Annotated in this window: 11 protein-coding genes; 10 read left to right on the top strand and 1 reads right to left on the bottom strand. The window is 69.7% G+C overall.

Going from position 1 to position 12,743, the window contains the following annotated elements; translation table 11 throughout:
- The first annotated feature begins 93 nt into the window (after window positions 1-93).
- Genes BGO22_RS11055 through BGO22_RS11025 form a run of 7 tightly spaced genes read left to right on the top strand, consistent with a single transcriptional unit; the run spans window position 94 to window position 7,758 of the window.
- Window positions 94-1,251 (top strand): TIGR03088 family PEP-CTERM/XrtA system glycosyltransferase, encoded by a 1,158-nt coding sequence (locus tag BGO22_RS11055; RefSeq protein ID WP_070398521.1) that lies wholly within the window; start codon window positions 94-96, stop codon window positions 1,249-1,251.
- Between the two features lie 7 nt (window positions 1,252-1,258).
- Complete coding sequence (locus BGO22_RS11050; RefSeq protein ID WP_070398520.1) at window positions 1,259-2,440, top strand: glycosyltransferase family 4 protein; 1,182 nt, start codon at window positions 1,259-1,261, stop codon at window positions 2,438-2,440.
- Window positions 2,437-3,660 (top strand): glycosyltransferase family 4 protein, encoded by a 1,224-nt coding sequence (locus BGO22_RS11045; protein WP_083293053.1) that lies wholly within the window; start codon window positions 2,437-2,439, stop codon window positions 3,658-3,660. Before BGO22_RS11050 ends, BGO22_RS11045 begins: the two co-directional genes overlap by 4 nt.
- Window positions 3,647-5,242: a glycosyltransferase family 39 protein gene (locus BGO22_RS11040; RefSeq protein WP_070398518.1), complete on the top strand. Its 1,596-nt coding sequence runs from the start codon at window positions 3,647-3,649 to the stop codon at window positions 5,240-5,242. The genes BGO22_RS11045 and BGO22_RS11040 overlap by 14 nt, the downstream gene beginning before the upstream one ends.
- Window positions 5,243-5,253: 11 nt before the next feature.
- Window positions 5,254-5,466, top strand: coding sequence for a hypothetical protein (locus BGO22_RS11035; protein ID WP_070398517.1), 213 nt, complete (start codon window positions 5,254-5,256; stop codon window positions 5,464-5,466).
- Window positions 5,459-6,805 (top strand): putative O-glycosylation ligase, exosortase A system-associated, encoded by a 1,347-nt coding sequence (locus tag BGO22_RS11030; protein WP_070398516.1) that lies wholly within the window; start codon window positions 5,459-5,461, stop codon window positions 6,803-6,805. Before BGO22_RS11035 ends, BGO22_RS11030 begins: the two co-directional genes overlap by 8 nt.
- Complete coding sequence (locus BGO22_RS11025; RefSeq protein ID WP_083293051.1) at window positions 6,802-7,758, top strand: glycosyltransferase family 2 protein; 957 nt, start codon at window positions 6,802-6,804, stop codon at window positions 7,756-7,758. The genes BGO22_RS11030 and BGO22_RS11025 overlap by 4 nt, the downstream gene beginning before the upstream one ends.
- A 31-nt stretch (window positions 7,759-7,789) precedes the next feature.
- Here BGO22_RS11025 and BGO22_RS11020 read toward each other — a convergent pair whose 3' ends face one another.
- Window positions 7,790-9,229: an oligosaccharide flippase family protein gene (locus BGO22_RS11020; RefSeq protein ID WP_070398515.1), complete on the bottom strand. Its 1,440-nt coding sequence runs from the start codon at window positions 9,227-9,229 to the stop codon at window positions 7,790-7,792.
- Between the two features lie 177 nt (window positions 9,230-9,406).
- Between BGO22_RS11020 and BGO22_RS11015 the strand changes: the two genes are divergently transcribed.
- From BGO22_RS11015 to uvrC, 3 genes are all read left to right on the top strand, one after another.
- The gene (locus tag BGO22_RS11015) at window positions 9,407-10,270 is read left to right on the top strand and encodes a cupin-like domain-containing protein (protein WP_070398514.1); all 864 of its coding nucleotides are present in this window, start codon (window positions 9,407-9,409) and stop codon (window positions 10,268-10,270) included.
- 138 nt (window positions 10,271-10,408) lie between these two features.
- Window positions 10,409-11,542: an acyltransferase family protein gene (locus tag BGO22_RS11010; protein WP_083293047.1), complete on the top strand. Its 1,134-nt coding sequence runs from the start codon at window positions 10,409-10,411 to the stop codon at window positions 11,540-11,542.
- A gap of 39 nt (window positions 11,543-11,581) precedes the next feature.
- On the top strand, window positions 11,582-12,743 hold a 1,162-nt coding region (gene uvrC, locus BGO22_RS11005), incomplete at its 3' end, for an excinuclease ABC subunit UvrC (protein WP_286850847.1).

The following is a 12,743-nucleotide window of genomic DNA, read 5'->3' as shown; positions in this document are numbered from 1 at the left end:
GCCGGCACGAACTGAGCCCGGAGGACAAACCGTGAACGCCGCACGGCCGCCCGAAGGCGTTCGCACCGCAGCGCAAAGCGCGGAGGCGTGCCGATGAACGCCGGGGCGCGCCGCCTGCGGGTGCTGCACGTGGTCTACCGATTCGACATCGGCGGGCTGGAAAACGTCATCGTGCAGCTCATCAACCGCCTGCCGGCCGAGCGCTTCGAGCACGTGGTGCTCTCGCTCACCACGGTGAGCGACTTCCGCCAGCGCGTGGAGCGCGAGGGCGTGCGCTTCATCGCGCTCGACAAGCCGCCCGGCCACGCGCTCAAGCAGTACCCCGCCATCTGGCGGCTGCTGCGCGAGATCCGCCCGGACGTGCTGCACAGCTGCAACCTCGCCCCGCTCGAGGTGGTGCCCGTGGCCTGGGCCGCGGGTGTGCCCTGGCGCGTGCACGTCGAGCACGGCTGGGACGCGCACGACCCCCAGGGCCAGAGCGCCAAGTACCGCTGGCTGCGCCGCGCCTACGCCCCTTTCGTGAGCCGCTTCGTGTCCGTCTCGGCCGACCTGGACCGCTACCTCGGCGAAGCCGTGGGCGTGCCGGAGACCAAGCGCCACCTGATCGGCAACGGGGTGGACACGCGCCGCTTCTCGCCCGGCCCCGCGCCGGCCATCGAGGGCTGCCCCTTCGAGCCCGGCCGCCATTGGCTGGTGGGCACCGTGGGCCGGCTCATGACGGTGAAGAACCAGCCGCTGCTGGCGCGCGCCTTCGTGCGCTGGCTGCGCGAGCGGCCCGAACTGGCCGCGCGCGCGCGGCTGGTCATCGTGGGGGAGGGCGGCCTGCGCGCCGAGGTCGAGCGCGTGCTCGACGAGGCCGGCCTGCGCGCCCTGGCCTGGCTGCCGGGTGCGCGCAGCGACGTGGCCGCCATCCTGCGCGCGCTCGACGTGTTCGTGCTGCCTTCGCAGGCCGAGGGCACCTCGTGCACGCTGCAGGAGGCCATGGCCAGCGCCCGCCCCGTGCTCGCCACGGCCGTGGGCGGCACGCCCGACGTGTTCGAGGACGGCGTCAGTGGCCTGCTGGTGCCCTCCGACGACGAAGCCGCCATGGCCCGCGCCCTGAACCGCCTGCACGACGACGCTCCCTTTGCCCAGGGCCTGGCCCGAGCCGCGCGCGAGCGCGCCGAGCAGCACTACTCCATCGACCGCATGGTCGACGCCTACGCCGCGCTGTTCGCGCGCGCCGCGGCGCCGCGCCTGCAGGTCGCCTGAACCCGCCATGCGCATCCTGTACCACCACCGCACCGCCAGCAAAGACGGCCAGGCCGTGCACATCGAAGAAATGATCGAGGCCCTGCGCGGCCTCGGCCACGAGGTGCGCATCGTCGCGCCCGCCAGCGGCGGCGACGAGGGCCGCATGGGCGGCGGCGTGGGCTGGGTGCACCGCCTGAAGGCCGTGCTGCCGCGCGCGCTCTATGAGTTGATGGAAATCAGCTACAGCGCCGTGGCCTACCGCAAACTGGTGGCCGCCGCGCGCGAGTTCCAGCCCGACGTGATCTACGAGCGCTACAACCTGTTCCTGCTGGCCGGTGTCATGGCCAAGCGCAAGCTCGGTCTCCCGCTGCTGCTGGAGGTGAATGCCCCGCTGGTGCACGAGCGCGAGCAGCACAGCGGCGGCCTGTCGCTGCAGCGCCTGGCGCGCTGGGCCGAAGGCACGGCCTGGCGCGGCGCCGACGCGGTGCTGCCAGTGACGGCCGTGCTGGCGGACCACGTGAAGGCCTACGGCGTGCCGGCCGAACGCATCCACGTGGTGCCCAATGGCATCAACCGCTCACACTTCGCGCAGGCGCCGGGCCGCGACGAGGCCAAACGCCAGCTCAAGCTGCAAGGCCGCCTGGTGCTGGGCTTCACCGGTTTCGTGCGCGAATGGCACGGCGTGGACCGCATCATCGACTGGATGGCCACGCCCGACGCGCCGCCCGAGGCCCACCTGCTGATGGTGGGCGATGGCCCGGTGCGCGGCGCGCTGGAGGCGCAGGCGGCGCGCCTGGGCCTGTCCGATCGGGTCACCTTCACCGGCGTGGTGCACCGCGACGCCGTGCCCGCGCACGTGGCGGCCTTCGACATCGCGCTGCAGCCGGCCGTCACGCCCTACGCCTCGCCGCTCAAGCTCATGGAGTACCTGGCGCTGGGCAAGGCGGTGGTCGCGCCCGCCACGCCCAACCTCATGGAGGTGCTCACGCACGGGCTCAACGCGCTGCTGTTCGAGGAACAGGGCCGCGGCGCGCTGGAAGCGGCACTCACCCGCGTGTGCCGCGACGCGGAGCTGCGCGAGCGCCTGGGCGAGGGCTCCGCGAACACCATCGACCGGCTGGAGCTCACCTGGACGGGCAACGCCCGCCGCGCGGTGGCGTTGGCCCAGGCGGCCCAGACGACACAACACCGCGGGGCGGCCGCATGACACCCATGAAGGTGCTGCTCTTCTCCTCTCTGTTCCCGAGCGGCGTGCGGCCCATCCACGGCATCTTCGTGGAGACGCGGCTGCGCGAGCTGGTGAAAAGCGGCGAGGTGCAGGCCAAGGTCGTGGCGCCGGTGCCCTGGTTCCCGTCCACCGCCAAGCGCTTCGGCGAATACGCCCAGTTCGCCGCCACCCCCCGGCGCGAGGAACGCAATGGCCTGGAGGTGTTTCACCCGCGTTACCTGCTGCTGCCCAAGGTGGGCATGAACCTCGCGCCCTGGGCCATGGCGCTGGCGGCGCTGCCGCTGCTCAGGCGCCTGCAGCGCGAGGGCTTCGATTTCGACCTCATCGACGCCCACTACTACTACCCCGACGGCGTGGCCGCCGGCCTGCTGGCGAAGTGGCTGGGCAAGCCCTTCGTGGTGACGGCGCGCGGCACCGACCTCAACCTCATCCCGCAGTACGCCTACCCGCGCCGCCTGATCCTGGACACGGCGGCGCGCGCCAGCGGCTCCATCGGCGTCTGCCAGGCGCTCATGGACACGCTGCGCGACCTGGGTGGCGAGCCGTCCAAGCTGCACACCCTGCGCAACGGCGTGGACCTGGAGCGCTTCGTGCCCGAGCCGCGCGCGGCGGCGCGCGAGCGCCTGGGCCTGCCGGTGGACGGGCGCTACCTGCTCTCCGTCGGCCTGCTGATCGAGCGCAAGGGCCACCACATCGCCATCGAGGCGCTCACGCAGCTGCCGCAGGTCACCCTGCTGATCGCCGGCTCCGGTCCGGACAGGGCGAAGCTGGAGGCCCTGGCCGCGCGCCTGGGCGTGGCCGATCGCGTGCGCTTCGCGGGCGTGGTGCCGCAGGCCGAGCTGAAGTGGTGGTACGCCGCGGCCGACGTGCTCACGCTGTGCAGCAGCCGAGAAGGCTGGGCCAACGTCTTGCTCGAAGCCATGGCCTGCGGTACGCCCGTGATCGCCACCAACATCTGGGGCACGCCCGAGGTGGTGAGCACGCCGGACGCCGGCCGGCTCATGCGCGAGCGCGACGCCGCCTCGCTGGCCGAGGCCTGGCGCGAACTCATGCTGACGCCGCCGGCGCGCGAGGCCGTGCGCCGGCACGCGGAGCGCTTCTCGTGGGACGACACCACCCGCGGACAGCTCGAGCTGTTCCGGTCGGTGATCGGGCGGCCCCCTCTCGCGGTGCGAGGTCAAGGGCATGAAACGGCGTAGTTCATGGTGGCTCGCCAGCGCCGTGCTGGTCGCGGTGCTGGCGCTGCTCTACTGGCAGTCGCCGCGCGGCGGTGCCTTCTGGTGGAGCGACGCGGCGCGCCACGCGCTCAACAGCGCCTTCGTGGCCGACCTGCTGCGCGACCGGCCCTGGCAAGACCCGGTGGGTTATGCCTACCACTACTACGCGCAGTACCCGGCGCTCACCATCCTCTTCTACCCGCCACTGCTCTATGCGCTGACCGCCCCGTTCTACCTGCTGTTCGGCGTGTCGCACGAGGTGGCGCTGCTGGTGGTCTTCCTGCATTACTTCGCCTTTGGCCTGGGCTGCTGGCGCCTGGCGCGCTGCTGGCTGGCGCCGCTGCCCGCGCTGGCCTTTGCGCTGCTCATGGTGCTGATGCCCGAGATCGCGCTGTGGGGCCGGCAGGTGATGACCGAGGTGCCTGCTTACGCCTTCCTGGTCTGGAGCCTGGTGGCTTTCGTGGAGCACCGGCGCAGCGGGCGCATCGGCTGGCTCTACCTGAGCGCGGCGCTGCTGGTGCTGGCCATGAACACCAAGCTCACCGTCGGCTTCGTGAGCCTGGTCTACCTGGCCGTGTTGGCGCGCGACCAGGGCCTGGGCCTGCTGAGGCGCGGGCACCACTGGGCGATCGCCGCGCTGACGCTGGCCGCCCTGGTGCCGGTGGTCCTGATGACCCTGAAATTCGGCCAGGCCAACCTGCAGTCCGTCGCTGGCGTGGCCGACGCCGTGGCCCCGCGCTGGAGCGTGCAGGGCTGGCTGTGGTACCTGCGGCAACTGCCTTCGCAGATGGGCTGGCCCCTGCTGGCCACGGCGCTGTGGGGCGTGTGGCGCGCCTGGCGCCAGCGTGCCGTGCTGCCCTGGTGGGGGCTGTGGCTGAGCTGGTTCGTGCTGGGCTACGTGTTCTTCTCGCTGATCGACCTCAAGGAAGCGCGCCACAGCGTGTTCCTGCTGCTGCCCCTGGCCTTCGTGGCGGTGTGGGCGGTTCAGGACGCCCTGCCGGCGCTCAGCGGCCAGGCGGCGCTGCTGGCCCTGGTGCTGTCCACCGGCGCCATCACCCTCTGGTGGCGGCCCGTGCCTTACGTGGATGGCTACGCGCGCGTGGTCGACCAGATCGCGCGCCTGGCGCCGCGCCACAGCGTGGTGCTGTTCTCGGGTTACCGCGACGGCTCCTTCATCTTCAACCTGCGCGCGCGCGAGGACCGGCGGGACCTGAGCGTGCTGCGCGCCGACAAAATCCTGCTGCGCCTGTCCGTGCGGCGCGAGCTCGGCGTCGAGGAAAAATCCCTGAGCGAAGCGGAACTCGGCCAGCTGCTCAACGATCAAGGCGTGCACTACGTGGTGATGCAACCGGGGTTCTGGACCGACCTGGAGGCCATGCGCCGCTTCGAGCACCTGATGGCCAGCCCCCAATTCGAGGAGGTCGCGCGCATCCCCACGCCCGCCAATCACCACGCGCACGAGACCGAGCTGGTGATCCTTCGCAACAAGGGGCCCGTCAATCCGACCCCGAAACCGCTGAACATCGAACTCAAGATGATTGGCCGGACGATCCCCGCGAACTGAAGCGAACCCTCATGGAAGCCCTCATCTTCATGTTCGACGTGGCCTGCATGACCTACGTCTGCTGGCGCATCTACAAGGCCGACCCGAAGCGGCCCACGCCCAACGACCTCGGCTACTTTCAGTACCGCGTGCACGAGCAGCATCCGCCGACCGATGCCGGCGATGGCAAGCGCAAGCGCAAGGGAGCGGCGAGCAGCCGGTCTGGGGAGCGTCGCGGTGCGTGACCTGCTCTTCGCCCTCGCCATGCTGGCCCTGATCCCGCTGGCCTTCGTGCGCCCGTTCAACGCCTACATGCTGTGGGGCTGGACGTCCGCGATGATTCCCACGGGCTTCCTGTTCGGCTTCATGGCCAGTGCGCGGGTGAACTTCATCTTCGCCGGCATCACCTTGCTGCTGGTGGTGCTGCGCCGCGTGGACTGGAGCCAGTACCGATTCAACTGGGCCGTGGTCCTGTACCTGGTGTTTCTGCTGCACGCCACGGTCTCCTGGCTCACGGGCTACGCCGGCAACGACAACAACTTCAAGTACTTCGACCTGCTGATGAAGGGCCTGGTCTTCAGCATGCTCATGCCGATGTTCGTGCAAACGCGCATGCACTTTCACGCCATCCTGTTGGTGGTGGTGTTCGGCCTGGGCCTGCACGGGGTGATCGAGGGCCTGAAGACCGTGGTCTCGGGCGGCTCGCACAACATGTTCGGTCCGGCCGGCAGCATGCTGTACGACCGCAACCACCTGTCGACCGCGCTGGCCATGGTGCTGCCCATCGCCTATTACCTTTACCTGCACTCGGTGCACCGCTTCGCGCGCTGGGGCTTTCTGAGCGTGTTCGTGCTCATTGTTCTGGCCATCATGGGCGGCGGCTCGCGCGGCGGTTTCGTGGCGCTGGCGGTGGTGGCCTTCTGGCTCATCCTCACCTCGCGCCACCGCTGGCGCACGCTGTTCATCGTGCTGGCCATGGGCCTGCTGCTGTCGCAGTTCGTACCCGACTCGGTGGTGGCCCGCCTGGAGACCATCGGCGAAGCCAAGGAAGACGACTCCTTCATGGGCCGCGTGCACGCGTGGAAGATCAGCTCGGCCCTGGCGCTGGAGCACCCCTTCTTCGGCGGTGGCTTCCATGCGGTGCAGGTGCAGTACGTGTGGGACCATTTCAAGACCGCGCCCAGCCTGCTTGACTTCCTCAACTTGCCCGAGCCCGAATTCGTGCGGGCCAAGGCCGCGCACAGCGTGTACTTCGAGGTCATGGGCGATCTGGGCTTCCTCGGGCTGTTCCTCTACCTCTTGATCTTCTCCCTGCCGCTGCTGAACCGCTTCTCCGTCAAGCGCATGGCCACGCGGCTGGGACCCGACTACGTGTGGGCGCGCGACCTGGGCGACATGCTGATGCTGGCCGTCATGGCGTATCTGGTGGGCGGCGCCAGCGTGAGCGTGGCCTATCTGGAAATGGCCTACTTCATGGTCATGCTGATGGCGGTGCTGCAGGTGCATTTGCGCCAGCGCCTGAACGAGCACGAGCGCGAACAGGCGCGCCTCGCGCGCGCGGCGCCGAACCGGGGCGTGGCGTGAGCCAGCCTGTGCAGCGCGACGCCGCGCCGATGGTCTCGGTGATCATGCCGGCGTGGAACGCCATGCGCTACATCCACGCCGCCATCGACAGCGTGCTCTCGCAGTCCTACCGCGACCTGGAGCTGATCGTCATCAACGACGGCTCCAGCGACGGCGACTACGCCGCGCTGGAGCGCATCGACCCCCGCGTGCGCGTGATCGATGGCCCGCGCGGCGGCGTCTCGCGCGCGCGCAACCTGGGCATGGAACAGGCGCGCGGGCGCTACCTCGCCTTCATCGACGCGGACGACCTCTGGGTGCCCGGCAAGCTGAAGGTGCAGGTGGACTACCTCGAAGCCCACCCCGAAGTCGGCATCGTGTTCGCCGAGATCCACCGCTGGCGGCCCGGGCCCGATGGCACCTGGCCCGACCCGTCCGAGCACTACCCCGACGAGCAGGCCCTGGCGCGCACCAACCCCGAGTGGAGCGGCTGGATGTACACGCGCATCCTGATGGGCTGCACCCTGGGCATGATCACGCCGCTCATGCGGCACGAGGTCTACCGCCAGGCCGGCGGTTTCGACGAGAGCATGGAGCGCGGCGAGGACTACGATTTCTGGCTGCGCTGCTCGCGCCATGCGCACATCCAGGGCTTCTCGTCGGTGATGGCGATCTACCGCATCCACCCGGCCAGCGCCATGCACCGGATGATCGAGCGCAACCACCTCGCGGAGCTGCTCGAGCGCGCCCGCGAGCGCTGGGGGCTGAGCGACCCCGACGGCCATCGGCTGCCTGCGCTGCACTACCGCTACCGCCTGGGCCGCGCGCATTTCGACCACGGCTACACCCACTACTGGTCGGGCGACCCGGCCGTGGCGGCGCGCGAGTTCGCGCAATCGCTGCGCCGGGGCTGCCTGGTGGGCCGCTCGGCCGCGTTCTGGGTGCTGAGCCAGGTCAAGCGCCTGCGAGGCTGACACCTCGCCCCGGCGCGAACCCGCGCCGCGCTCAGGCCCCGCGCTGGCGCCAGCGCACGAACAGCGTGCGCAGCTCCCCATACAAGGGCAGGCCGAACAGCCGCAGCAGCAAGGCCCAGCCGATGGCCGCCGGCAGGCCCAGCGCCAGCACGCTGGCCCAGGCGGGCAGGGGCGGCAAGGCCCACTTCAGCGCCAGCATGCAGCCCAGCAGCACCAGCGTGAGACCGACCACCCGCGAGGCCATGGCCAACCAGCGCCCGGGGGCGATGCCCAGGTAGCGGTACTGGATCCACAGACCCATGGGCACGGTCAGCACCTGCGCGACCACCATGGCCTCGGCGAAGCTCTGCAGCGAGCCATTGAACAGCAGCAGGATGAACACCGCCTTCAGGCACAGCAGCAGCACCATGGGCAGCCCCGCCACGTAGGGCTTGCCGATGCCCATGAGCGCCGCCGGCACGAAAGAGAACAGAACGCCCAGGCCCGCCGACACGCACAGCCAGGGCACGGCCACGGCGCTGGGCAGCCACTTGGCGCCGTAGAGCAGGAAGATCACCTCGTTGGCCAGCAGCGCCGTCATGGCCATGGCGGGCAGCAACAGCGTGGCCAGGTAGGAGGTGACGCGGCAGACCTCGGCCGCGATGTCGCCCTGGCCGTGGTGCAGGCGGGCCATGTAGGGCAGGGCGAAGTAGTTCACCGCCGGCATCACGCCGCTGCTGGCGATGTTGATGGTGGAGTTGGCCTTGCTGAAGAAGCCCACGTTGGTGGGCGTGCTGAGCCGGCCCAGGGCGATGTCGGGAATGGCGTTGTCGATCGCCGTCATGGCCGAGGTGATCATGGCGCCGACGCCGAAGTTGGCCACGCGGCCCCAGTGCTTGAGACCGGGAATCCAGGGGGTTTTCGTGGTGGACAGCAGCCGCACGGCCGTGACGTGGGTGGCGATGTTGATCAGGTTGGCCCAGGCCATGGTCATGTGGCCGAAGCCTTGCAACGCCAGCACCACGGACACCACGAAGTAGACGCCGAGCGCGATCAGCCCGGCCTTGGCGGTGCGCACGACCTCCATGTTGCGCACCAGGATGGCGCCGGGCAGGGCGCCGAAGGGGATGAGCACGAAGCCCATGGCCAGCACCTGCACCACGTGCTCCACCCGCGGTTCTTTGAAGAAGGCCGACCACAGCGGCGCGCTCAGGAACATGACCAGCGCCATCGTCCACGACGTGCACATCACCACGCCCAGGGCGGAGCGCAGGGTGTCTTCGCTCAGCTCCTTCTGCCGCTTGATGAAGGCGGTGACGCCGAAGTCGCGGAACAGGTGGGCCACGGCCACCAGCACGGCGCTCATGGAGTACACGCCGATGTCGTCCGGGTCGAGCAGGCGAGCCAGCACCATGCTCAGGATCAACTGCCCGGCGACTTCCGCATTGCTGAAGATCAGCTGGAAACCGAATTTCTTGCGGGTCGAGTTCAAGGGCGGCCTTGGATGTGTGCGAAATCCGGCATTCTGAAGGAAGCCGGACGGCTGCCCCTTGGCACGGTCCGGGCCGGCGAGCAGAATGCCGCACAAACACGCGCCGCCAGAGGCGCGGATGCGATGGGGGCATAGCTTGAACGGGAATGCGGCCGGTGCGCCGCAGGAGGATTCGGCATGCTGCGCTGCTTTGATGAGGGCGTCGACGCTTCTTTGCTCGACCGGGGTTCGTTTGTCTGCGGCCACCGGCTGATGGGGCATCCCGCCCTGTCCATGGAGAACCTGGCCAAGGTCATTCCGCGCTTGCCCCAGGGGCAGGTGATGTTCGCCACCCGGCGCCTGGACACCGGGGACAACTTCGAGAAGACCTTCCGCCAGAAGCCGCTGGACCGCTCGATCGAGGAAACCATCGAAACCATCCGCGAGTCCGACGCCTACATCATGGTGAACTCGCCGCAGGCGGACCCCAGCTTCGCCGAGCTCTACCAGGACCTGATCCACGACGTCGAGTCCCTCATGTGGGAACGCGGCGTGGGCGACAAGGCGATCTCGCCCAAGCTCTACCTGTTCATCGCCTCGCCCAACAGCGTGACCCCGTTCCACATCGACCGCTACTCCACCTTCCTGCTGCAGTTTCGCGGCAGCAAGTGGGTCACCGTGTCCGATCCCTGGGATGATCGCGTGGTGACCTCGCCCGACCGCGAAAACTACGTTTCCTACGTGAGCACCCAGCTGCCCTGGACACCCGAGAAGGACGGCATCAGCACACGCTACTGGTTCGAGCCCGGGCAGGCGCTGCACATCCCCTTCGTGGCCGGCCACCACGTGCACAACGGCGCCGACGATGTGTCCATCTCCATGTCCATCATCTTCAACACGCCGCAGACCACGGATTGGCGCGACGCGCTCAACTTCAACCAGCGCGCGCGCAAGGTGCTCAAGCGCGTCGGCCTGGGGCCGGGCCCGGTGGGCGTGAACCCCGGCCGCGACGCCATGAAGGCCAAGGCCTGGCGCACCTGGGCCGGTTGGCGCGGGTACTAGTTTTGGCCCACCCCCGCCGCGCTGCGCGCGACCCCCTCGAGGGGACGACACCGACGGCCCGGCAAAGCCGGTTCCGCGGTGTCTCTCGGCTCGACCGTTTCGGGCGTGGCGCGCCGTCTCTTGCCTTACACCCATGAAATGAGTCCTCTTTCTCCCTCGCTCTCCATCTGGCTCGATCTGTGCCGCGTCGTGGCCGCGCTGGCGGTCTATGTGGGCCATTCGGTGGTGCTGGAACTGGCGCCCGCGTCGCTCTCGCTCACCTGGCACCGTTCGGCCGACGACGCGGTGATCGCCTTCTTCGTCATCTCGGGCTTCGTCATCGCCCACAGCACGCTGTCCCGCCATGGCAGCGCCGGGCACTACGCGCTCGCGCGGATCTCGCGCATCTATTCGGTGGCCATTCCCGCCGTGCTGCTGGCGCTGCTGCTCGACCGCATCGGCCTGGGACTGAACCCCGACGCCTACGCCGGCTATGCCTGGCAGTACCCCAAGGCCGCGCTGGTGCCACCCTTCCACTGGCTGTTCCTGGGCGAGGGCTGGTTCGGCTCCTGGCAGCCCTTCAGCATGGAGCCGTATTGGTCGCTGGCCTATGAGGTCTGGTACTACGCGCTGTTCGGCGTGTTCGTTTACGCGCGCGGCTGGTGGCGCTGGCCCCTGCTGCTGCTGGTGCTGGGTTTCATGGGGCCGGCCATGCTGATGCTCTTGCCGGTGTGGTGCCTGGGCGTGTTCCTCTGCCGCCACCTGGGCGCCCTGCGCCTGGGGCCTTGGCCGGCGCGCGCCTTGATGCTGCTGTGCGCCCTGGCGTACGTGGCTTTCTTCCTGTCGGGTGCCCGGCAGGCCGCGGACGGGGCCTCGCGCGCCCTGTACGCCGCCATCGCGGCCTGGGCGCCGTTCCCGTTCGAGCCGGGCTCCACCGAGCACGTGTTGTCCGACTACGTGACGGGCCTGCTGTTCGCCGGCTTCGTGGTGGGCTGCGCGGGGGCCGGCTGGAACTTCCCCGCGCGCGCCGGCCGGCTGATCCGTTGGCTGGCCGACCGCACCTTCAGCTTCTACCTCATCCACTTCAGCCTGCTGGTGCTGGCGCGCGCGGCGGGTGTGTCGGCCTCGGGCTGGGCGGGCTACGCCGCTCTGCTGGCCGGCGTGCTGCTGGCGACCTGGGCGCTGGGGCAGATCGGTGAGCAGCGGCGCGAGGCCTACCGCGTGGTGTTCCGGCGCGTGGCCGACACGCTGCGGCGCGGCCTGGGTGCGCTGCTGCCGCGCCCGCGCCCCTGAGGCCCGGACGGGCACTGGCGGGGCGCGACAATACGCCCCATGTCCGAGGCGCATTCCGAACAACTGCTGGGTGAGGTCGCGGCGCTGCCCGCGCTGCCGGGGGTCTACCGCTACTTCGACGCCCAGGGCCAGCTGCTCTACGTGGGCAAGGCGCGCAACCTGAAGAAGCGCGTTTCCAGCTACTTCCAGAAGAACCACGACGGCACGCGCATCGGCCACATGGTGAGCCGCATCGTGCGGCTGGAGACCACCGTGGTGCGCAGCGAGGCCGAGGCTCTGCTGCTCGAAAACAACCTCATCAAGACGCTCAACCCGCGGTTCAACATCCTGTTCCGCGACGACAAGAGCTACCCCTACCTCAAGATCACCGGCACGCGCGAGGCGCTGCGCCCGCTGACGGGCCGCGTGCCCAGCGCCTCCACGCTGTTCCCGCGCATGGCCTACTACCGCGGCGCGGTGGACAAGCGCCACAGCTACTACGGCCCTTACCCCAGCGCCTGGGCGGTGAAGGAGTCCATCCAGCTGCTGCAGAAGGTCTTCAAGCTGCGCACCTGCGAGGACACGGTCTTCGCCAACCGCACGCGGCCCTGCCTGCTGTACCAGATCAAGCGCTGCAGCGGCCCCTGCGTGGACCTGATCCACCAGGCCGAGTACCTGAGCGACGTGGCCAACGCCGAGCGTTTCCTGCGCGGCGAAACGCAGCAGGTGCTGCAGACGCTGGAGCGGCGCATGCTGGCGCACAGCGAGAAGCTGGAGTTCGAGCAGGCGGCCGAAATCCGCAACCAGATGACCGCGCTGTCGCGCGTGCTGCACCAGCAAAGCATGGAAGTGGGCGGCGACCAGGACGTGGACATCCTGGCCGTGAAGGTGCTGGGCGGGCGTGCCTGCGTGAACCTGGCCATGGTGCGCGGCGGCCGCCACCTGGGCGACCGGCCGTACTTTCCGGCCCACCTGGACGATGCCAGCGCGATCGAGGAGCAGATGGCGCAGGCCGAAGCCGAAGGCCCCGAGCCCGTCGGGCCGTCCGCGGCCGAGGCGGTGGAGCCCGGCGAGCGCGCCGCGCGGCGCGTGCTGGAAGCCTTCATCGCCCAGCACTACCTGGGCGCGCCCATGCCGCCGGTGCTGGTGACCAGCCAGCCCGTGGGCCGGCCGCTGCTGGACGCGCTGAGCGAGCAGACCGGCCAGAAGGTGCACGCGGTGC

Source organism: Hydrogenophaga sp. 70-12 (assembly GCF_001897365.1).
GTDB classification, from domain to species: Bacteria; Pseudomonadota; Gammaproteobacteria; order Burkholderiales; family Burkholderiaceae_C; genus Hydrogenophaga; species Hydrogenophaga borbori.
The sequence above is the reverse complement of the archived record's forward strand: the minus strand, read 5'-3'. Positions and strand labels throughout refer to the sequence as shown.